The sequence below is a fragment of the Streptomyces sp. NPDC044002 genome (assembly GCF_056434525.1).
The window spans coordinates 162091-181753 of record NZ_JBWKEZ010000003.1; the positions used below are offsets into that span (position 1 = coordinate 162091).

The 19663-nt window shown below is 72.2% G+C and carries 16 protein-coding genes and 1 pseudogene; 11 read left to right on the forward strand and 6 right to left on the reverse strand.

The window, feature by feature from the left end:
* Positions 1–135 precede the first annotated feature (135 nt).
* Both AC07A6_RS03820 and AC07A6_RS03825 read right to left on the reverse strand, forming a co-directional pair.
* Complete coding sequence (locus AC07A6_RS03820) at positions 136–1560, reverse strand: PP2C family protein-serine/threonine phosphatase (protein ID WP_478775952.1); 1425 nt, start codon at positions 1558–1560, stop codon at positions 136–138.
* Between the two features lie 273 nt (positions 1561–1833).
* On the reverse strand, positions 1834–2082 hold the full coding sequence (locus tag AC07A6_RS03825; protein WP_362467352.1) for an SCO4226 family nickel-binding protein: 249 nt from the start codon (positions 2080–2082) through the stop codon (positions 1834–1836).
* Positions 2083–2380: 298 nt separating this feature from the next.
* On the opposite strand from AC07A6_RS03825, the gene AC07A6_RS03830 reads away from it, so the two are divergent.
* Together AC07A6_RS03830 and AC07A6_RS03835 are read left to right on the forward strand one after the other, a co-directional pair.
* On the forward strand, positions 2381–4612 hold the full coding sequence (locus AC07A6_RS03830) for a xanthine dehydrogenase family protein molybdopterin-binding subunit (protein ID WP_478775953.1): 2232 nt from the start codon (positions 2381–2383) through the stop codon (positions 4610–4612).
* Between the two features lie 18 nt (positions 4613–4630).
* Positions 4631–5086: a (2Fe-2S)-binding protein gene (locus AC07A6_RS03835; protein ID WP_362467354.1), complete on the forward strand. Its 456-nt coding sequence runs from the start codon at positions 4631–4633 to the stop codon at positions 5084–5086.
* 30 nt (positions 5087–5116) lie between these two features.
* Here AC07A6_RS03835 and AC07A6_RS03840 read toward each other — a convergent pair whose 3' ends face one another.
* A complete protein-coding gene (locus AC07A6_RS03840) occupies positions 5117–5476 on the reverse strand; it encodes an SHOCT domain-containing protein (RefSeq protein ID WP_386273107.1) in 360 nt (119 codons plus the stop codon).
* A 236-nt stretch (positions 5477–5712) separates the two neighbouring features.
* Here AC07A6_RS03840 and AC07A6_RS03845 point away from each other — a divergent pair, with 236 nt between their 5' ends.
* Complete coding sequence (locus tag AC07A6_RS03845) at positions 5713–7647, forward strand: APC family permease (RefSeq protein WP_478775954.1); 1935 nt, start codon at positions 5713–5715, stop codon at positions 7645–7647.
* Here the strand turns inward: AC07A6_RS03845 and AC07A6_RS03850 are convergent.
* Positions 7571–8827 carry an RsbRD N-terminal domain-containing protein gene (locus AC07A6_RS03850; RefSeq protein ID WP_478775955.1) on the reverse strand — a complete coding sequence of 419 codons (1257 nt, stop codon included), beginning with the start codon at positions 8825–8827 and terminating at the stop codon, positions 7571–7573. The two genes, AC07A6_RS03845 and AC07A6_RS03850, sit on opposite strands and share 77 nt — an antisense overlap.
* A 140-nt stretch (positions 8828–8967) precedes the next feature.
* On the opposite strand from AC07A6_RS03850, the gene AC07A6_RS03855 reads away from it, so the two are divergent.
* The 7 genes from AC07A6_RS03855 to AC07A6_RS03885 all read left to right on the forward strand — a co-directional run bounded on the left by AC07A6_RS03855 (position 8968) and on the right by AC07A6_RS03885 (position 16306).
* Positions 8968–9540 (forward strand): TetR/AcrR family transcriptional regulator, encoded by a 573-nt coding sequence (locus AC07A6_RS03855; RefSeq protein WP_478775956.1) that lies wholly within the window; start codon positions 8968–8970, stop codon positions 9538–9540.
* 230 nt (positions 9541–9770) lie between these two features.
* Positions 9771–10166 carry a hypothetical protein gene (locus tag AC07A6_RS03860; protein WP_362467359.1) on the forward strand — a complete coding sequence of 132 codons (396 nt, stop codon included), beginning with the start codon at positions 9771–9773 and terminating at the stop codon, positions 10164–10166.
* The gene (locus AC07A6_RS03865) at positions 10163–10951 is read left to right on the forward strand and encodes a transcriptional regulator (RefSeq protein ID WP_362467360.1); all 789 of its coding nucleotides are present in this window, start codon (positions 10163–10165) and stop codon (positions 10949–10951) included. Before AC07A6_RS03860 ends, AC07A6_RS03865 begins: the two co-directional genes overlap by 4 nt.
* Before the next feature lie 98 nt (positions 10952–11049).
* Positions 11050–11499, forward strand: a complete 450-nt coding sequence (locus tag AC07A6_RS03870) for a roadblock/LC7 domain-containing protein (RefSeq protein ID WP_386273108.1) — start codon at positions 11050–11052, stop codon at positions 11497–11499.
* An 87-nt stretch (positions 11500–11586) separates the two neighbouring features.
* A complete protein-coding gene (locus AC07A6_RS03875; protein ID WP_362467362.1) occupies positions 11587–11958 on the forward strand; it encodes a hypothetical protein in 372 nt (123 codons plus the stop codon).
* A 184-nt stretch (positions 11959–12142) separates the two neighbouring features.
* Positions 12143–15706, forward strand: a complete 3564-nt coding sequence (locus tag AC07A6_RS03880) for a bifunctional glycosyltransferase/CDP-glycerol:glycerophosphate glycerophosphotransferase (protein WP_478775957.1) — start codon at positions 12143–12145, stop codon at positions 15704–15706.
* A gap of 117 nt (positions 15707–15823) precedes the next feature.
* Positions 15824–16306 carry a VOC family protein gene (locus AC07A6_RS03885; protein WP_362467364.1) on the forward strand — a complete coding sequence of 161 codons (483 nt, stop codon included), beginning with the start codon at positions 15824–15826 and terminating at the stop codon, positions 16304–16306.
* A gap of 108 nt (positions 16307–16414) precedes the next feature.
* On the opposite strand, the gene AC07A6_RS03890 is transcribed toward AC07A6_RS03885, so the two are convergent.
* Complete coding sequence (locus tag AC07A6_RS03890; protein ID WP_478775958.1) at positions 16415–17701, reverse strand: hypothetical protein; 1287 nt, start codon at positions 17699–17701, stop codon at positions 16415–16417.
* Between the two features lie 443 nt (positions 17702–18144).
* Between AC07A6_RS03890 and AC07A6_RS03895 the strand changes: the two genes are divergently transcribed.
* Positions 18145–19230 carry a NucA/NucB deoxyribonuclease domain-containing protein gene (locus AC07A6_RS03895; protein WP_478775959.1) on the forward strand — a complete coding sequence of 362 codons (1086 nt, stop codon included), beginning with the start codon at positions 18145–18147 and terminating at the stop codon, positions 19228–19230.
* 69 nt (positions 19231–19299) lie between these two features.
* Here AC07A6_RS03895 and AC07A6_RS03900 read toward each other — a convergent pair.
* Positions 19300–19663 (reverse strand): annotated as a pseudogene (locus AC07A6_RS03900) (agmatine deiminase family protein); the annotation flags it as partial.

Here is a 19663-nt window from a genome sequence, read left to right on the forward strand (position 1 = left end):
GGGCCGCGGACGCAGGGGCAGGGCCGGAAACGGCGGAGAACGAAAGGAGGGGCCGCGCCTCACCGGCGCGGCCCCTCCCGGGTTCTGCTTCCCCTGCCGCGGTCAGCCGCCGATCCGGGCGACCAGGTGCCGCGGTCAGCCGCCGATCCGGGCGACCAGGACGCAGGCGTCGTCCTCGCGCTCGCTCTCGCCGAACTCCTCCGTGACCATCCGTACGCAGTCCCGCGCCGACCGGGCCTTTGAGAACCGCGGCGCGAGCGCCAGCAGCCGCTCGGTCCCGTCCGCCCGGCTGAACTCGATGCTCCGCGGGGTCAGTCCGTCCGTGTGCAGCACCAGTACGTCGCCCAGTTCGAGCCGTTCCTCGGCCTGCCCGTACACGGCCCCCGAGGTGGCCCCGAGCAGCACCCCCTCCGGGGGCTGCAGGGCCCGGCCCTGGCCGTGCCGGAAGAGCAGGGGAGCGGGGTGCCCGGCCTGGGCCCAGGAGAGCACGCGGCGGGCGGGGTCGTAACGACAGCAGACGGCCGAGCCGAGGGCCGGCTGCACGGAGGTCTCCAGCAGCTGGTTGAGCCAGCCCATCAGCGGGCCGGGCTCGATCCCGGCCATCGCCATCCCGCGCAGGGCGCCGAGCATCATCGCCATCCCGGAGGTGGCGCTGACCCCGTGCCCGGTCAGGTCGCCGACCGTCAGCAGGGAGCGCCCGTCGGGGAGTTCGAGGGCGTCGTACCAGTCGCCGCCGATCAGCGCGCTGGTCGCGGAGGGCAGGTAGTGCGCGGCCACGTCCATGGTGCCCGCGTTCTCGTGCGGGAACCGCAGGGAGCCGCGCCACGGGGGGAGCACGGCTTCCTGCAGCTCGACCGCCAGCCGGTGTTCGGTCTGCGCGATCTCCCGCTGGCGCTGGAGCGAGTCCCGTGACTCGCGCACCGCCCGCTGGCTCCGGCGCAGTTCACTCACGTCCCGGAGCACGGCCCACATGGAGGCCGTGCAGCCGTCGGAGTCGAGCACCGGCTCGCCCCTCATGTGCAGCGTCCGGACCCGGCCGTCGGCGCGGACGATGCGGAACTCGCCGTCTATCGGCTTGCCGTCGACCAGGCAGTCCGTGACCATCGCGGTCATCAGGGGCTGGTCCTCGGAGAACAGGGTGGAACCCAGCTCGTCGAGCGGCAGCGGGCCGGCCTCGGGCGGCCGCCCGAAGATCTGGAAGAGCTCCTCGGACCAGGTGACCTCGTCCGTCAGCAGGTTCCACTCGGCGCTGCCGACGCGGGTCTGCCGGTCCTCCTGCGCGGCCTCCGGGGCCGCCGCGGGGAGTTCGGCGGGCTCGGGAGCGGGCGGCAGCCCCTCCTTGAGCTGGCCGAGGTGCTGGCCGAGGTCGTCGAGGTGGTGCACGGCGAGGTCGCACAGCGCGCGCTGCCAGCGGCCCTGGGCGTCGTCGTCGTCCACGACGGTGTCGCGGCGCACCGCGTCCACCTCGCCGCGCAGCCGGCGGGTCTGCGAGATCAGTGCGTCCACCGATCCCGGCTCGGGCGGCTGCGCGGGACGGTCCGCGTACAGGTGGGACGGCATGATGACTCCGATGCAGGCGCGGCGATACAGACGCGGCTCGGCCAGGTCCCGGAGGGGTGACCGGCGACGGCTGTGGACCGACTACGACTGTGGCACAGCCGCAGACGGCCCGTAAGGCGTTTGGCAACATCCGTAACGGTCTTGCTCGGGGCATATGCCGAAGGCCTCCCGGTTGCCTCCTGTCCGTACGAACATTTCCGGTCAGCCGTGGTTGTCGTTCCTGCCCGGTCCTGACGGTGTTCACGCCCCGTCCTGCCGGAGTCCTCTGCTGCCTCAGATGCTGAGCGGTACGGGGTGGATCTCGTCGGCCGGGTGCCCCGACCGTTCGTGGATCCGGCGCACGGCGTCGGCCGAGGGGGCCTCGGACAGGCAGTACACCTCGCCGGAGGCGGGGTCGGCCCAGGCGCGCTCGAACTTCACCTTCTCGTCCGCCTGGATCGCCAGGTCCGCCCGGTGGGCCTCCATCAGTGATTCCTTCGTGATGCCCTGCATCCCGTGGTGGACATCCATGTACTTGGCCACCGCGAACACCTCCTCACGTGTCGCGACGTGTACGGGTCTGCTTCCATCGTGCGCCCGCGGCCGGAAAAGGGCCCTCCGGCGGGCGGTGGTCGATCGTACGGTCGACGTGTACGAGCCGCCCGCACCCCGAATCCCGTCCGCCACGGCGGTCATCGGCCCGTCAGGGGCACCACTCGAACGAAGGACCCCGTCGTGCACCACGCTTCCCACCTCGGCAGGTGATCGCTACCCTACGTGTCGGTAATGAGCCGGGGGCGGTCCGTTTCTGCGGACCCTGGGAGGGTGGGGACACGTCGGGATGACCGAACAGAGCAGCGCGCAGGCGGGGCGCAGCCGACGCTCCTTCCTGACCCACCTGGTCGCGGCGCCCACGCTGGCCCTGGTCACCCGGGCCGGGGCCGACCTGCTCGCCCCCCAGGCCGCGCACGCAGTCATACCGAGCCTGCCCGCCATCGCCGACATCGTGGACCTGGGCGACCTGTTCATCCTGGCCGGCGCCCCCACCTCCGCCTTGCTGGCGCTCGCCGTGGACGCGGACGGCACCATCCGCTTCCGGCTGCCGCGCGAGGAGGTCGGCCAGGGGCTCACCACCGCCGTGGCCATGCTGGTCGCGGAGGAGCTGGACGCGCCGCTGGACACGGTCCGGGTGGAACTCGACGACGCCCGCCCCGAGCTGCTGTTCAACCAGCTCACCGGCTCCTCCAACTCGATCCGCTCGCTGTACGGGCCGGTCCGCCAGTGCGCCGCCACCGCGCGGGCCCGCCTGGTCGCCGCGGCCGCCGACCGCTGGGGCCTCTCCGCCGCCCGGCTGACCACCGCGAACGGCTCGGTACGGGCCCCCGACGGCCGCACCGCGAGCTACGGGAGCCTCTCGGCGGCCGCCGCCTCGCCCGGCCTGCTCGTCCTCGGCGCCTCCCCGAAGCCGGCGGCCGAGCACGCCCTCATCGGCACTCCGACCCGGCGGATCGACGCCCGCGCGATGGTCACCGGCGCCCAGAAGTACACCCTCGACCTCGACGTCCCGGGCGCCAAGCCCTGCGTGGTGCGCCGCCCGCCCTCCGTCGGCGGCACCGTCCGCGCCGTCACCAACCTCGCGGCGGTCAAGGCCATGCCGGGCGTCCTGGACGTGGTCACCGTCAAGACCGGCGTCGCCGTCGTCGCGGAAACGTTCGGGCAGGCCCTCACCGCCAAGGCCGCCCTCACCGTCGACTGGGGCCCGGGCCCGGCCGACCAGCTCTCGGACGCGCAGATCCGCACGAAGCTGCGCGCCGCCACCCCGCCGCTGCTGGTGCCGCCGCTGCTCGCCCCGTACGTGGACGCCGAGTTCGACTTCGCCTTCGTCAGCCACGCCCCGATGGAGACCAACTCCGCCGTCGCCGACGTCCGCGACGACCGGGCCGAGATCTGGTCCGGGCTCAAGTCCCCCATCGTCGCGCGGGAGACCATCGCCCTGGAGCTCGGACTCCCGCTGGACAAGGTGAAGGTGCACGTGGTCCAGGCCGGCGGCTCCTTCGGCCGGCGGCTGTTCTTCGACGCCGCCCTGGAGGCCGCCCGGGTCTCCAGGGCCTGCCGCCGGCCGGTGAAGCTCATGTGGACCCGCGTGGACGACACCCGGCACGGCCGGATGCGCCCCGCCACCCACCACCGGATCCGGGCCACCCACCTGCTCGGCGAGGTCCTCAGCTTCGAGCACCGGGTCGCCGCCGCCGAGACCGACTTCCGGCACGGACTCGGCGAGATCATCACCGCCACCGCCGCGAGCCTGCCCTCCGGCATCGGCAACGCCACCCTCGCCCAGACCCTGTTCCTCACCACGGTCAAGTCCCCGTACCACTTCGGACTGACCACCCAGGCCCTGACCGAGGTGCCGACGGGCATCCCCACCGGGTCCTGGCGCTCGGTGTACTCGGCCAACACCCGGGGCGCCGAGGAGATCATGGTGGACGAGCTCGCCGCGGCCACCGGCAAGGACCCGTACCGCTTCCGGCGCACCTTCCTCAAGACCGACGCCCAGCGAGCCGTGCTCGACAAGGCGGCCGCCGAGGGGCAGTGGGGCCGTGCCATGCCGGCCGGCTGCGCGCAGGGCATCGCCTTCCACGAGGAGTACAAGTCCCGTACCGCCTGCCTGGTGGAGATCGACACCCGCGACCCGGAGCGCGTCCGCGTCACCAAGGCGGTCATCGCCGTCGACGTCGGCCTGCCCGTCAACCCGCGCGGGCTGGAGGCCCAGATGATCGGCGGTCTCACCGACGCGATCTCCACCACCCTGCGGGCCGGGCTGCATCTGGACAAGGGGCTCCCGCTGGAGGGCAGTTACAGCCAGTTCCACTGGGCGCAGCAGCGCGACACCCCGCGCGACGTACGGGTCTTCGTGCTCCCGGCCACCGGCACGGAGCCGGGCGGTGCGGGCGAGCTCGGCGTGCCCGCCGCCGTGGGGGCCATCGCCAACGCCTGGGCCCGGGCCACCGGTGCCAAGCCCCGCAGCTTCCCCCTCGACTTCGACGTCGACTTCACCCCCTACCCGCGCTGACCGCTGGAGTACGCCGCCGTGCCTCTGCACACCTTCATCGTCAACGGCCGGAGCGTCACCGTCGACGCCCCCGACGACCTGCCCCTGCTGTGGGTGCTCCGGGACATGCTGGGCGTCACCGGCCCCAAGTACGGCTGCGGGGTGGACGTCTGCAAGGCCTGCACCAGCCACCTCGACGGGGCCGACGTCCGCCCGTGCGTGGTGCCCGTGTCCGCCTGCGCGGGCAAGCGGGTCACCACCATCGAGGGGCTGGCCGACGGCGACCGCCTGCACCCCGTGCAGGAGGCCTGGCTCGAACAGGACGTCGCCCAGTGCGGCTTCTGCCAGCCCGGGCAGATCATGGCCGCGGTGGCGCTGCTGAAGCGGACCAGTGAGCCGACCGACGAGGACATCGACGCGATCGCCAACATCTGCCGCTGCGGCACCTACTTCCGGATCCGCGAGGCCATCCGCGCCGCGGCCGCCAGGATGTGACGGCCGCGGGGCGGGGGAGGGGATGCCGGGTCAGGCCAGCAGCTTCTGCTTCGCCCGCTGGAACTCCTCCTCGCTCAGTTCGCCCTTGGCCTTGAGCTCGGAGAGCTTGAACAGGTCGTCGGCGCCCGCCTTGGCGGGAGTGGCCGAGCCGGCGGTCTCCCGGATGTAGGCGTTGAAGGCCTCCTGCTGCTCCTGCGCGTGCTTGATCTCCCGCCTGCCCATGTCCCTGCCGCGGGCGATGACGTACACGAGCACGCCCAGGAACGGGATCAGGAACAGGAAGAGCAGCCAGGCGGCCTTGACCCAGCCGCTCATGTCGTGGTCGCGGAACACGTCGACCACGACCCTGAACAGCAGGATCAGCCACATGACCCACAGGAAGATCCACATCACGGTCCAGAACGCGCCCAGCACCGGGTAGTCGTAGGCCAGGTCGACAGCTGCGTACACGGCCGTCTCCTTCCGTCGAGGCGGCCGCCGGGTCCGGGAGGACCGTTGGGCGGCCGACCCGATCACCATCGCAGCGCCCCCGCAAGATCGCCACTGGGCCGTACGGCGTAACGCCCCGCCCCGGGACACAGCCCGGAAGCACCCGTTATACGGTTGAAATGGATGATTATGCCGGAATGAGGCGAATCAATGCGAAACGCTTGCTGGTCGGTGAACCCCTCGACACCGCGCGCCTGGGCGAGACCCTGCTGCCCAAACGGCTCGCGCTGCCCATCTTCTGCAGCGACCCGCTCTCCTCCGTGGCCTACGCCACCGAGGAGATCCTGCTGATCCTCGCCCTCGGCGGAGTCGCCCTGCTCCACCTCACCTGGTACGCGGCCGCCGCCATCGTCTTCCTGCTGGTCGTCGTCATCGCCTCCTACCGGCAGACCTGCCACGCCTACCCCGGCGGCGGGGGCGCCTACGTCGTCAGCTCCGAGAACCTGGGACCGACCGCCGCCCTCACGGCCGCCAGCGCCCTGCTCGTCGACTACGTCATGACCGTCGCCGTCTCCGTCGTCTCCGGCGTCGCCGCCATCACCTCGGCGATCCCCGCCCTCAGCGACCACGAAGTCGCCCTGTCCGTCGGCTTCGTGGTGCTGCTCACCCTGATGAACCTGCGCGGCGTACGGGAGTCGGGGCGCGTCTTCGCCATCCCCACCTACGGGTTCGTCCTCGTCATCTACCTGATGTTCGCCGTCGCCGCCGTCCGCCTCGCCACCGGCGACACCATCCGGGCCGAGTCCGCCCACCTCCCGATCACCGCCGCCGGCACCTACACCGGCCTCGCCGTGGTGCTCCTCGCCCTGCGCGCCTTCGCCTCCGGGTGCACGGCCCTCACCGGCGTCGAGGCCATCAGCAACGGCGTCCCCGCCTTCCGGAAGCCCAAGGCCAGGAACGCCGCCACCACCCTGGCCGCCATGGGCGCGCTCTCCGTGACCATGTTCGCCGGCATCACCGTCCTGGCCATGGTCTACCGGGTGCACGCGGCCGCCGACCCCACCGAACTGGGCCTGCCCCCCGGCACCCCGATGTCCACCGCGCTCGCCCAGATCGGCCGCGCCACCTTCGGGAGCTGGCACTTCCTCTTCTACCTGCTCCAGGCCGTCACCGCCGGCGTCCTGGTCCTCGCCGCGAACACCGCCTTCAACGGCTTCCCGATGCTGGCCTCGATCCTCGCCAAGGACCGGTACGCGCCCCGCCAGCTCTTCAACCGCGGCGACCGGCTCGTCTACTCCAACGGCGTCGTCCTGCTCGCGCTCGCCGCCATCGCCCTGATCGTCGCCTTCGACGCCGAGCTCACCCGCCTCATCCAGCTCTACATCATCGGCGTCTTCGTCTCCTTCACCCTCTCCCAGTCCGGGATGGTCCGGCACTGGCGGCGCGAACTCGCCTCACCCGCCACGCCCCGGTCCGAACGCGTCCACATCCACCGCCGCCTCGCCATCAACGCCGTCGGCGCCGTCATGACCGCCCTCGTCCTCGTCATCGTCCTGATCACCAAGTTCACGCACGGCGCCTGGCTGGTCGTCATCGCGATGCCCGCCCTCTTCCTCGGCATGAAGGGGGTGCGCCGCCACTACGACCGGGTCGCCCGCCAGGTGGCCGTGGCCCCCGGGGTCAGACCCCGCATGCCCTCCCGCCACCACGTCGTCGTCCTCGTCGCCAACGTGCACGCCCCGACCCTCAAGGCCCTCGGCTACGCCCAGGGACTGCGGCCCGACACCCTCACGGCCCTGTCCGTCGCCGCCGACGAGGAGGACGCCCGGCAGCTGCGCGAGGCCTGGGCCGAGCACGACCCGGGCGTCCCGCTGAAGGTGCTGCACTCCCCCTACCGGGAGGTCGTCGGACCGGTCCTGGAGTACGTCGAGGAGGCCGCGGCCGCCGAGGGGACGGACGCGCTCTCGGTGGTCATCCCCGAGTACGTGGTCGGGCACTGGTGGGAGCAGCCCCTGCACAACCAGAACGCGCTGCGGCTCAAGGCGCGGCTGCTGTTCACCCCGGGGGTCGCGGTGATCGACGTGCCGTACCTGCTGGAGTCGGCCCGCCACGGGGAGCCGCAGGCACCGTAGCCCCGGCGGGGGAGGGGGCCTGGGCCGCCGCCGCGTGCGCCAGGGCCAGTTCCACCACGTGCGCCGGGTCCGAGAGGGCGCGGCCGGTGAGCCGCTCCAGGCGGCGCAGCCGGTTCGAGACGGTGTTGCGGTGGCAGTACAGCCGCTGGGCGGCCTGCGTGGTCGAGCCCTGGCAGTCCAGCCAGGTGCCCAGCGTGGTCAGCAGCAGCCGGGCGTCCTCGGCGGGCAGCTCCAGCACCGGCCCCAGCACCACCCGCCGCAGCCGGGCGGCCAGTTCGGGATCGGCGGCCACCAGCGCGGCCGGGAGCCGCTCGTCCAGCAGGGCGGCGCCGGGCGCGGCGGACGGCGGGGCGGTGCGCAGGGCCAGGACCGCCAGCCGGCGGGCCCCGGCCAGCTCGGCCGGGCTCCCGACCACCGGGCTGACCCCGGCGCGCACGGCGAGCGGGGCCAGCAGCGCCCGCAGGGAATCCAGCGGCTGGTGGCCCAGGTCGGCGACGCCCGTCTCCCCGTCGGCCCGGACCCGCCAGAGCAGCCGGGGGGAACCTCCGGGGCCGGGAGGTTCCCCCGGCCCGCCGTCCGGCCGGGACGGCCCGCCCGGCCCGCCCGGCCCGAGCGCGACCACCGCGAAGCGCCCCCGCTCCGGCAGCCCCAGCTGCGCCGCCGCCTCCGCCACCGGGCCCGAGCCGTCGAACAGCGCGTCCAGCAGGGCGGCCCGGCGCTCGCGTTCGCGCCCGCCCCGCTCGGCCTCGGCCACCCGGTACGCCTCAGAGGCGGCCTCCGTCATCTGGTCCAGTACGTCCCACAGCGCGCCCGCCCCCGGCAGCAGCCGCGGCAGCGCGGCCCGGTCGTGCGCGGCCACCGCCTCGGTCAGGCTCTGCCACAGCAGCCGCCCCCCGTACCGGTAGGTCCGCCGCAGCGAGTCGAGCGGCAGCCCCTGCCCGGCGCGCAGGGCGCCGGTGGCCCGGGCGCCGGCCAGCTCCACGGGCAGCCCCCGGGAGCTGCGGACCAGGCCCTCGACGGCCTGGTGGAGGGTGTGGTGGATCCGCTCGCGCAGCTCTGCCCGGCCGGTCAGGGCGGCGTAGGCGGGATCCTCGGTCAGCGTCCGGTCGGTGAGCCGGTCCGCCGCGACGGCGAGCCGGCGGCTCAGGTCCTCGCGTATCTCCTCGATGATCCGGTCCATGACGGGCAGGGTGACACGGGAGACGGCGCCGTGGGGAGGCTTCGGAGTCCTGTGGTCCGGTCCGCGGGCAGCCGCAGAGTACTGTGGGTGCAGTGCTTACGGGCACGCCCCACCCGCCGCCACGACCCCCGGGAACGCACATGCGCCAGAATCCGCAGCGCCGAGCCGCCCTCCTCGACGCCGCCATCGAGGTCCTGGCCCGCGAGGGCTCCCGCGGCCTGACCCTGCGCGCCGTGGACACGGAGGCCGGGGTGCCGACCGGCACCGCCTCCAACTACTTCGCCAACCGGGGGCAGCTGCTGGTGCAGATACTGCACCGCACCCGCGAACGCCTCACCCCCCAGCCCGAGGAACTGGCCGGCCCCCTCGACACCAAGGTGCTGCTCGGCCGCCTCCTCGGGCGGATCCGCCGCGAGCGCAGCGTCCACACCGCCGTGCTGGAGCTGCGCCTGGAGGCCACCCGCAGGCCCGAGCTCCAGGCGGAGCTGTCCGCCTTCCTCGCCAAGGAGCTGGAGGAGAACATCGGCTGGCACCTGGACGCGGGCCTGCCCGGGGACCGGATGGGCGTGGCGCTGGTCTACTTCGCGATGCAGGGCCTGATCGTGGACGACCTCACCATCCCCGCCCTGCTCGAAGCGCAACCCATTCAACCCGTCGACGAGCTCCTTGGGGTGATGGTGGAGCGTCTGCTTCCGGAGCGGCCGGCCGGCTGACCGCCCTGGCCGGATCCGGTGGGACGGGCGTTCGACGGGGGTCGGCCGGGCGTCGGATTTACAGGCTTGATCAAAAACGAACGGGTTCCGGCCAAGGTGTCGCGCGGTACCGCGCATGTTCCAGCGGAAAATGCCAGAACCCCCGTCCACACTGTGGAACTTGAGTAAGTTCCCTCCTGTCACGCCGTACGACCGTGCGACCAGCACGTCCGGCCGGGAGGGGAGCCCGCGTGCCTGGGATCGACGAATGCCTGCTCGAAGCCATGGCCCTGCCCGGTGCACGGGGCGCCGCGCTCGTCGACTGGAGCAGCGGACTGGCCCTGGGCACCGCCGGGGACTCGCCCGTCGGAGACCATGAGACCACGGCCGCCGAGACCGCGGAACTGGCCCGGGCGGCAGCCGAGTACGAGTCCTTCGCCCCCGGCCCGGACGACGCGGGGGCCCCCGGCCCGCCCGTGGAAGACCTGATCGTCACCACGCGCACCGGCTACCACGTGCTCCGCTTCGTCGAGACCAGCTTCGACAGCAGCGTCTTCCTGCACCTGTGGCTCGACCGCACGGACGGCAACCTCGCCCTCGCCCGGCACCGACTCCGCGCACTCGCCGAAGGACTGGTCCTGAGATGACCGCCGCCACCGCCGCCACCGCGGTCTCCCCGCTGCTCACCCGGCTCGCCGCCGAACGCGCCACCGGCGCCCTGCTGCGCGACCGGGGCACCCTCTTCCTGGAGGACGGCCGCGTCGTGCACGCCGAGAGCCCCTCCACCCCGGGCCTCGACGTCCTGCTCACCACCGGCGGGGGCCTCGCCCCCGAGCGCTGGACCGAGGCCGTGAACGAGGCCGGCGCCCGCCGCCAGGTCGGCCGCTTCCTCGTGGACAACGGCCGGCTGGCCGGCGGCGAACTGGAGATCTGCCACCTCGCGGCGATCTTCGACGCGGCCTTCTTCGCGCTCTCCCCCGGCAGCGGCCCCTCGCGGTTCCGCCGCGGCGCCACCCACTGGATCGGCTCCCTCCGCTCCGTCCCGGCGGCCGCGGTGGAACGGGAGACCTGCCGCCGCCGCGAGCTGCTGGACTCGGTGTGGCCCTACCCGCTGCTCGACATATGCCCGGTGGTGCCGCGCCCGGCCGCACCCGGCCAGACCGTCACCGCCCGCCAGCGGATCCTGCTCGAACAGGCGGACGGCGTGCGGACGCCGGCCGACCTCGCGTGGGTGCTGGGCCGGCCGGCCTTCCACACCCTGCTCGAAGTGCGCAGACTCGCCGCGGCCGGCCTCGTCGAGACCCCGCAGCCGGCCGCGCCGGTCCCCGCGCCGCCGCCCCCCGAACCCCTGCCCGACTGGATGACCCAGGTCCAACCCCCGGACGTGGCACTGCTCCGCCGGTTACGCGACGCACTGGAGGCAAGCCTGTGAGGCTCCCGCTCCGACCGGTCCTGCGAGCCGACCGCTCCGAGCGGAGGCAGCCCGAGGAGCGGCGGCCCGAAGAGAGGAAGGCCGACATGAGCCCGCCGATGGTGCCCGCCGGGGCAGAAGCCGACATACTCGCCGAACTCCGGCGGCTGAGGGCCCGCGTCCCCCAGCTCACCGGGGTCCTCGCCGCGAGCGCCGACGGTCTGGTGCTCGCCCAGGAGAGCGCCGCGGGCGAGGCCGAATCCCTCGCGGCCCTGACCGCGGCCGCCCTCGGCGTGGCCCAGCGGCTCAGCGACTGCACCGGGCAGGGCGGCTTCCGCGAGCTGCTCGTACGCGGCGAGCACGGATACGTCGCCACCTACGCCGCGGGGGACGCGGCCGTCCTCACCCTGATCGCCGAGCCGCGCGTCAACGTCGGCCGCCTCCACCTGGAGGCACGGCGCTCCACCCTGCGCATCACCGAGCTCATAGACCACAGCCTCGGCCGCCGCGGCGCCGAGGTGCAGCCCCCGGGCGCCGCGCCCCCGGGCCGCGAGCCGGACCGTCCCTGACGTTCTTCGACAGCACACAGGCAGTACGCGAAAGCAAATCACCCGACCCGTATCGGTACGGGCCACTGCGGAAAGAGGAAGAATTACATGATCAACGTGGAGACCGCTCTCAAGGAAGCCGCCGGCATCGAGGGCACCCTGGGCGCGGCCCTGGTCGACTACGGCAGCGGCATGCCCCTCGGCACCGTCGGGGGGAACAAGGACCTGGACCTCTCGGTGGCCGCCGCGGGCAACACGGACGTGGTCCGGGCCAAGGTCCGTACGATGGAGATGCTCGGCCTGAAGGACGAGATCGAGGACATCCTGATCACGCTCGGCAACCAGTACCACCTGATCAGGCTGCTGAAGGGGCGTGCGGGCGAGGGCTTCTTCCTCTACCTCGCGCTCGACCGGAGCCGGGCGAACCTCGCGATGGCCCGGCTCCAGCTGAAGAAGATCGAAGCCGAGCTGGACATCTGACCGCGGCCCCGGGGTCGTGACGGCGCGGTGGCGGGCGGTGGAATTCTTTGCCGTCCGCCCCGGCGGACCAGGGGATATGTCCGAGATGGGCTGACTTTATCATCCTGTTACAGAGTAAGATGCTGTAATCAGCTGATCTTCAAACCCGTCGATAAAGCCAAAAACGCTGGAGAACCCGTCACCCATGCCCCCGCGCCTGAGCATCGTCGTACCCGTCTACAACGTTGAGCTCTACCTCGACGAGTGCCTGGAATCCATAGCAGCTCAGACGTTCGCCGACTTCGAGGTCGTGATCGTCGACGACGGGTCCACCGACACCAGTGCGGTGATCGCCAAGGCCTTCGCTGAGCGTGACAAGCGGTTCCGGGTGGTCCTCCAGGAGAACGCCGGCCTCGGTGCCGCGCGGAACGTTGGCTTCCGCCATGCGGCGGCGGGCAGCGAGTACATCGCCTTCGTCGACAGTGACGACACCATGCCGACGTACGCCTACCAGCGGATGATCGACTCCCTCGACGAGACCGGCTCCGACTTCGCCGCCGGCAACGTCACCCGATTCCGGTCCGTCGGCATGCAGCAGTCGTGGGGGCACCGGGTCGCTTTCGCGAACGACCGGCCCAAGACCCACATCTCGAAGTTCCCGGCGCTGGTCACCGACCGCACCGCGTGGAACAAGGTCTACCGCCGCAGCTTCTGGGAGGAGCACGGCTTCCAGTACCCGGAGGGCATCCTCTACGAGGACGCCCCCGTCAGCATCCCCGCGCACTACTTCGCCGAGAGCGTCGACGTCATCAGCGACGTCGTCTACCACTGGCGGGTCCGCGAGACCGGCGAGCGCTCCATCACCCAGCGCTCCACCGACCCGGTCTCCGTCATCGACCGCGTCACCTCGGTCCGGCTGGTCCGCGAGGCCCTGCTCGCCAAGTCCGGCGAGAAGTACGCCCGCTACCTGCGCGACTACGACCACAACGTGCTCAGCGAGGAACTGCCCCTCATCTACAAGTACGTCGGCGAGGGCGGTCCCGACTTCCGCGCCGCCTTCGTCAAGGAGGTCGGCGGCCTGATCCGGGAGATCGGCACCGAGCCGTGGTCCGAGCTGACGGTCGCCGACCGGCTCAAGGCCTACCTGGCCCGCGAGGGCCGCGTCGAGGAGTTCATCGCCCTCACCCGCCACCAGAGCGCCTTCAGCTACAGCGTCCCGGTCAAGGGACTGGCCCGCCCGCAGGCCGACTACCCCTTCCTCAAGGCCCCGGTGCCGCCCAAGCTGCTGACCCTCGGCACGCGCGAGCGCCGCGTCGTCAGCCGCCTGGAGCAGGCGGTCTGGAGCGACGGCAAGCTCTACCTGCGCGGTTACGCAGTGCCCGGCCACATGGGCGCGGAGAGCCGCCTCGGCTCGCGCAAGGTGCTGGTCTTCCGCGAGCAGGGCAAGCGCCGCCGCACCGTCGTCAGCACCCGCACCGTCGCCTCCCCGATGGCCACGGTGAACACCGCGCACCTCGCCCTGCGGCACGCCGACTGGGCCGGGTTCACCGCCATCGTCGACCCCACCGTCTTCCAGTCGGGCGGCAAGTGGAACGACGGGATCTGGACCACCTCCATCGCCGTCACCGGTGCCGGAGGCCTGCACCGCGCCCGCCTCAAGGGCGGCGAGCACGACAGCGGCATGGCCCCGCCGGCCTACTGGGCCACCCCCGACGTCCGCATCCTGCCGACCGTCGCGGGCTCCCTCACCGTCCACGTCGAGGTCGTCCGGGCCCGGGTCCTGGACGTCCGCCGCGGTGACGGCACCCTGGAACTCGTCGGCGAACTCGCCGCCGAGGTCGGAGCCGGCGCCACCCTGCACGCCCAGCACACCCGCACCGGCACCGCCGTCAGCGTCCCGCTGACCACCGGCGGCGCCGCTGCCGCCGGCCGGACCGCCTTCACCGCGGCCGTCCCGCTGGCCGAGCTGGCCGCCGTCCCGGCCGCCGAGACGAAGCCCGGCGTCTGGACCCCCGAGCCGTGGGAGCTCTCGGTGGTCCGCGCCGACGGCACCCGCCACCCCCTGGCCCACGACGAGCGCGGCGGCTTCGCCGGCCTCGTCGCACCGCTGCCCGGCACCGCGGGGGAGCGCGCCGTCTTCGCCAAGCGCGGCGCCACCGGACACCTCGTCCTCTCCGTCCAGCCCACCCCGCCGCTGGTCGACACCGTCACCGCGCACGACGGCACCCTGACCCTGGCCGGCGTCTTCCACGCCCCGGACGCCCACGCCGACGAGGCGTACGAGCTGGTCTTCCACGACCACCACGGCACGGAGTTCTGCTACCCCGTCACCCGCGACGGCGACCGCTTCGAAGCCTCCTTCGAGCCGGTGCTGCCCGAGCCGTACGCCGGCCGCACCACCATCCCGGCCGGCCGCTGGTGGCCCACCCTGCGCCCCGTCGCCCAGGGCGGCACCACCGCGGGCCTCCTCGGCGTCGACCGCGGCGCGCCCGTCCAGCTCATCGCGCCCGCCGTGAACTCCGGCCCGTACGCCGTCACGGTCCTGGGCCGCCGGATGCGCGTCGAGGCGCGCCTGCGCGACCGCATGGTCCTGGTCAGCGACCCGCTGATCAGCCCGCACGACCGCTCCCGCCACGCGCAGCGCATCGCCCGCGACGAGACCTACCCGGCCCAGCGCCGGCTGCCGGTCAAGGACATGGTCGTCTACGACACCTTCCAGGGCCACGCCGCCGGCGACTCCCCCCGCGCCATCCACGAGGAGCTCGTGCGCCGGGGCGAGAAGCTGGACCACGTGTGGCTGGTCCGCGACGGCCGCGCCGAGGTCCCGCCGACCGCGCGCGCCGTCCAGTACGACAGCCTGGAGGCCTGGGAGGTCCTGGCCCGCGCCCGCTACTACGTCGTCAACGACAGCGTGCCGTCGCACTTCCTGCGCCGCCCGGGCCAGACCGTCGTACAGACCTGGCACGGCACGCCGATCAAGCAGATCGGCTACGACTACACGCACGACTACTACACCAGCCCCGAGGTGCTGGCGGGCCTGGAGCACGACAGCGCCCAGTGGACGCTGCTCGCCTCCCCGAGCTCGTACGCCACGCCCGTCCTCCAGCGCGCCCTCGGCTACAAGGGCGAGGTCGTCGAGGTCGGCAGCCCCCGTACGGACGCCCTCGTGCGTCCGGACGCCGAGCGGATCGCGGAGGTCCGGCGGCGGCTCGGCCTGCCGGAGGGCAAGAAGGTCGTCCTCTACCTGCCCACCTGGCGCGAGAACCGCGAAGGGTTCTCCGGCGGTTACAAGCTCGACCTGCGCATCGACCTGGACGCGGCCCGCCGCGAGCTGGGCGAGGACCACGTCCTGCTGGTCCGCGGCCACTACCGGGTCAACGAGCAGCTCCGCGACGGCGTGCGCGACGGCTTCGTCGTCGACGTCTCGCGCTGGCCCGACACCACCGATCTGCTGCTCGTCGCCGACGTCCTGGTCTCGGACTACTCCTCCGCGCTCTTCGACTTCGCGCTGACCGACCGGCCGATCCTGCTGTTCACGTACGACCTGGAGCACTACCGCGACACCCTGCGCGGCTTCACCTTCGACCTGGAGGAGAAGGCCCCCGGCCCGCTGCTGTCGGACTCGGCGAGCCTGATCGCGGCCGTGCGCGACGCGGACGCCCTGGGCGCCGAGTACGCGGAGGCGCGGGCCGCCTTCCGCGTGGAGTTCTGCGACCTCGACACCGGCCGGGCCGCCGAGCAGGTCGTCGACCGGATGCTCGGGATGTAGCCCGCACGGGTGAACGTACAGACCGGTCCCGCGCCCCCGATGAGTTCGGGGCGCGGGACCGGTCTGTATGTGAGGGACGGCGTTCCCGCCGCCCCACCCCACCGCTCGGAGGCAGTCATGACCACCCAGGGTTTCACCACGTGCCTGTGGTTCGACGGCGAAGCGGAAGCCGCCGCCGACTACTACCTGTCCGTCTTCAAGGACGGCCGGATCCTGCGGACCGGCCGCTACACCGAGGCGGGCCCGGGGCCGGCGGGGTCGGTGCTGGTCGTGGAGTTCGAGATCAACGGCCAGAAGTTCGTGGCCCTGAACGGCGGACCCGAGTTCCACTTCACCGAGGCCGTCTCCTTCCAGATCCACTGCTCCGACGAGCAGGAGGCGGACTACTACTACGACACGCTGACCGGCGACGGCGGCCAGGAGTCCGCCTGCGGCTGGGTCAAGGACAGGTTCGGGCTGTCCTGGCAGGTCATCCCGCCCGGTGCCATCGACCTGATCAGCGACGAGGACCCGGGCCGCGCCGCCCGCGCCACGGCCGCCATGCTCCGCATGAAGAAGCTGGACGTGGCCGAGATGCGCCGGGCGGCGGACGCGGGCTAGGTCTGTCCGACGGGTCGGTGACCAACCGGGAAGTGAAGGGCAGGGCCCCGCACGGAACCGGGAGGCCGGGTGTTCACGTGCGGGGCCGTGCTCACGGGGCGGGGGCCGTCAGACCGCGGTCATCGTGTACGTACCCGTGCCGTCCTGCCTGCCGCTGGAGTACTGGCGGATGAGCTCCCCGTCCGCGTACCGGTCGTGGCCCATCATGGAGCCGGTGTACTTGTTCTGTACGCCGATCTTCGAGCTGCCGGGTACGTCGCGGTAGATGTAGAACCGCTGGAGGTCGTCCTCCCCGCAGGCGGCCGTCGTCAGGTAGGCCTGTTCCTGGTTGGCGATGTCCGCCGGGACGGTCGCGCATCCGCCGTTGCCCCAGTTCCACAGGGACGCCTCGATGACCCCGTTGGTCTCCGTCACGTTGCACAGGCGCCAGTTGTCCAGGTGGGCGCTGAAGAACGTGGACTCGCGCAGGCGGATGCCGTCGTTGGCCAGGAGCGGTGCGCTCCAGTTCAGGGGCTTGCCGGGAACGTCGATCTTGTAGGCGCCGGGCCGACAGTCCAGGGCGGCGCGCGGGGCGGGCTTGGCGGCCTGGGTGGCCTTCATGCTCTGGGCGGCCTGGGCGGCTGTTGCCGCGCTGTCGGCGTCGTGCTTGGCCTGGTCGGCCTTGGCCGAGGGGACGGGACCTGCCGGGTGCTTCGCGGTGGCGGCGGGGGAGCCGCAGTCCAACAGGCCCTGAGCCTTGGCCATGATGCTGTTGGCGGGGACCTTGTCCTCGCAGCGCACCGCGCCTTCCTCGAGTGCGGTGTACGTGGTGTAGGTGCCGGTGTCGGCCCCTTCGATCCACTTCAGCGCCCAACGGCCGTCGTTCTGCTGGACGCGGTTGCAGTTGAGGCTGCCGTAGGTGCCGGTGACCTTCTTGGTGCCCTTGTACACGCCGTAGTAGCCGGGCTGGTAGAAGCTCCAGTTCACCGTGTCGGACACGCTGGACGTGGAGGAGTAGTCGACCTGCACGTTCAGGCCCAGAGCCGCGCCCACGCTACCGAGGGCCTCGACGGCGAAGCTGCCCTGAATGTTGGCGTTGAGGCCCACCGAGACCGAGATGGTGGTCTGCGTGCTGGTGGTGACGGAGTGGCTTCCGGTCGTGCCCTGGGTGACGTACCAGCCCTTGAAGTGGGTGACCGTGGGGGTGACTTCGCTGGTCTTGATGAAGGGGTGGCGCTTGCCGAGGTCGGCCGCCGTGCATGCCTGCCCGGCGGCGACGGCCGAGGCCTCGGCGGTGGCTGATTGGGCTGCGGCCGGTTGGGCGCCGGCCAGGCCCATGGTGCTGAGCGCGGCGGCGGCGCCGACGGCGGCGGTGACGGATCCGCGTATACGGCCAACTAAGTTTTTACCGCGCATTGTTGTCTTCCCCCTGCTCTTCCGGCTTGGTCGGGCCGGTGGTCGGTGGCTCTGGCCCGGCCGACAGTAGTTCGGCAACAGGACCAGGCGGGAGATCACAATGCGCCAGAAGCGACCGGTAAGGGGTCTTACCGCCCTTTCGACGCGGGCTGTAGCGTGCGGGTCCGGTCCACGATTGGACCAGGCCATGTCAACTCCACGCGAAGGAACGCTCGTTGAAACGCCTGCGATCACTCCTGGCGGTGCTTGCCTCACTCGCGCTGACCGCAACGCTGTTGGCCCTGACCGGCTCGCCGGCCGTCGCCGCCCCTGCCGCGAACCGGGCGGCCCCCGAAGGCCACGGCACGTGCACGGCGACCGCACCCGGCTCAAAGCCCCAGCGCCGGGGCACGGCGTGGTCCTGTCTTGAGGCAGGACCCGCCCCCGCCTGGGTCGTCTCCCGCATGACCCGCACGGCCCCGCCGGCCGTGCCCACGGCCCGGGCCGCCGGCCCCGGCGGCAGCCGGCACGACGGCCGCACCCCGGAAGAGCTCTGCGTCGATGATTCCCCCGCCGCGGTCGTCTCCAACCGCCTCGCCTACTGCGTACGCGGCGTAGCCAGATACAAGCGCCTCGGTGCGGACAACAAGGTCGAGGGCGAAGCCATCGTGGGGATCCTCATCAGCTCCGGCATCAAGGAGACCCCGAACGCGGCCTGGCAGGAGAGGGTCCACGTCGTGGCCGTCGAGATGCACAACATGCCTGACGGCGTGTCGATAGCCGTCAGCTCCACCTGCAGCGGCATATGCACGACGCAGGGACCCGCCTGGGGCGGCTCGCCAGTGATACTGCGTGAAGAGGGCAAGGGTAAGAGTGATGGGGTGCTCGGCTACAGCTCTCCTGTCGGCAAGGGCAGCAAGGCGCCGAACATACGGCCCTCTTACCACTTGGACGGCAGGATCCTCGGCGGCGGCATACCCCAGCCCCCGGTCAACGTGGACCAGGCCGGCCCCTCCCTGCGCTGTGACGACCAGGTCACCAGATGGCCGGGCTGCATCGTGGAAGGGCACATGGCCGATGTGACGATACGCAAGTCGCTCTACGGGGCCGCCGCCGTCACCTATGAATGGGCGCAGAAGAACCTGAGCAACCCCACCAACAACTACGGCACCGAGAAGAACCCCCTGCACCGCGACGCCATAGGAGACACGGACAAGAAGAGGACCGTCACCTGTGACTACGCCCCCAGATTCGTCAGGGACAACCTTCTGGTTCCGGATGACCAGTGTGACGAGTTCCCCTTCGCCATGTCCGTGGAAGGAGGAAAACCCGGGTCCATGTGCGTCGACATCCTCCCCCAGAAGGTAGCCGGTGCGTGGGATGTCGCGAACGTCAGGATCATGCGGGGCGACAAGGCCACCGCCATCTGTGTGCGCTCCCACGTCACCAAGGAGCAGAACGAGGGGGCGGGAAGGAAGGAAGTCTCCGCCGCCGTGACGTCTGCCCGCATCCTCGACCGCGAGCCCTTCCAGGTGATCATCACCGACTGACGGTCCGTGGTCGTCGCGGGGCAGGCGGGACTTCGCGGACACCCTCTGGCGCACGCGCGGGACGTGCTGCGTGACGCAGTGGACGCCCCCGCCGTCCCAGGCGAGGTTGCGGGCCGGCGCGCCGACCACCTGGCGGCCCGGGAAGAGCGCGGCGAACTGGGCGAGGGCCGGGGCGTCGGCCGGTTCGCCCGCCGTCCACGGGCTGCCGGGGGACGCCCAGGTACGCGCAGACGCCGACGGGCAGTCCGCCCCAGCCGACGTTCCTGTCCCACGGCCAGGCCATGACGCAGGCGGAGTGCGGCTCCCATTCGGCGGGTGCGTGGTAGCGCTCGCCGCCCTTGGCCTGCGCCTCCGCGGCGAACGCGGGGGCCGGGCCGGGGGGGGGGGGGGGGGGGGGGGGGGCCGGCGGAAACCCGTGGGGAGAGGGGGTGTT

What these genes read in the sequence shown, in the direction of transcription:
- AC07A6_RS03830 (WP_478775953.1), top strand. Translation starts at nt 2,381, where the DNA reads ATGACCGAACAGAGCAGCGCGCAGGCGGGGCGCAGCCGACGCTCCTTC.
- AC07A6_RS03885 (WP_362467364.1), top strand. Translation starts at nt 15,824, where the DNA reads ATGACCACCCAGGGTTTCACCACGTGCCTGTGGTTCGACGGCGAAGCG.
- AC07A6_RS03875 (WP_362467362.1), top strand. Translation starts at nt 11,587, where the DNA reads ATGATCAACGTGGAGACCGCTCTCAAGGAAGCCGCCGGCATCGAGGGC.
- AC07A6_RS03850 (WP_478775955.1), bottom strand. Translation starts at nt 8,827, where the DNA reads ATGGACCGGATCATCGAGGAGATACGCGAGGACCTGAGCCGCCGGCTC.
- AC07A6_RS03895 (WP_478775959.1), top strand. Translation starts at nt 18,145, where the DNA reads ATGACCCGCACGGCCCCGCCGGCCGTGCCCACGGCCCGGGCCGCCGGC.
- AC07A6_RS03880 (WP_478775957.1), top strand. Translation starts at nt 12,143, where the DNA reads ATGCCCCCGCGCCTGAGCATCGTCGTACCCGTCTACAACGTTGAGCTC.
- AC07A6_RS03840 (WP_386273107.1), bottom strand. Translation starts at nt 5,476, where the DNA reads ATGTGGATCTTCCTGTGGGTCATGTGGCTGATCCTGCTGTTCAGGGTC.
- AC07A6_RS03870 (WP_386273108.1), top strand. Translation starts at nt 11,050, where the DNA reads ATGGTGCCCGCCGGGGCAGAAGCCGACATACTCGCCGAACTCCGGCGG.
- AC07A6_RS03855 (WP_478775956.1), top strand. Translation starts at nt 8,968, where the DNA reads ATGCGCCAGAATCCGCAGCGCCGAGCCGCCCTCCTCGACGCCGCCATC.
- AC07A6_RS03820 (WP_478775952.1), bottom strand. Translation starts at nt 1,560, where the DNA reads ATGCCGTCCCACCTGTACGCGGACCGTCCCGCGCAGCCGCCCGAGCCG.
- AC07A6_RS03865 (WP_362467360.1), top strand. Translation starts at nt 10,163, where the DNA reads ATGACCGCCGCCACCGCCGCCACCGCGGTCTCCCCGCTGCTCACCCGG.
- AC07A6_RS03845 (WP_478775954.1), top strand. Translation starts at nt 5,713, where the DNA reads ATGAGGCGAATCAATGCGAAACGCTTGCTGGTCGGTGAACCCCTCGAC.
- AC07A6_RS03890 (WP_478775958.1), bottom strand. Translation starts at nt 17,701, where the DNA reads ATGCGCGGTAAAAACTTAGTTGGCCGTATACGCGGATCCGTCACCGCC.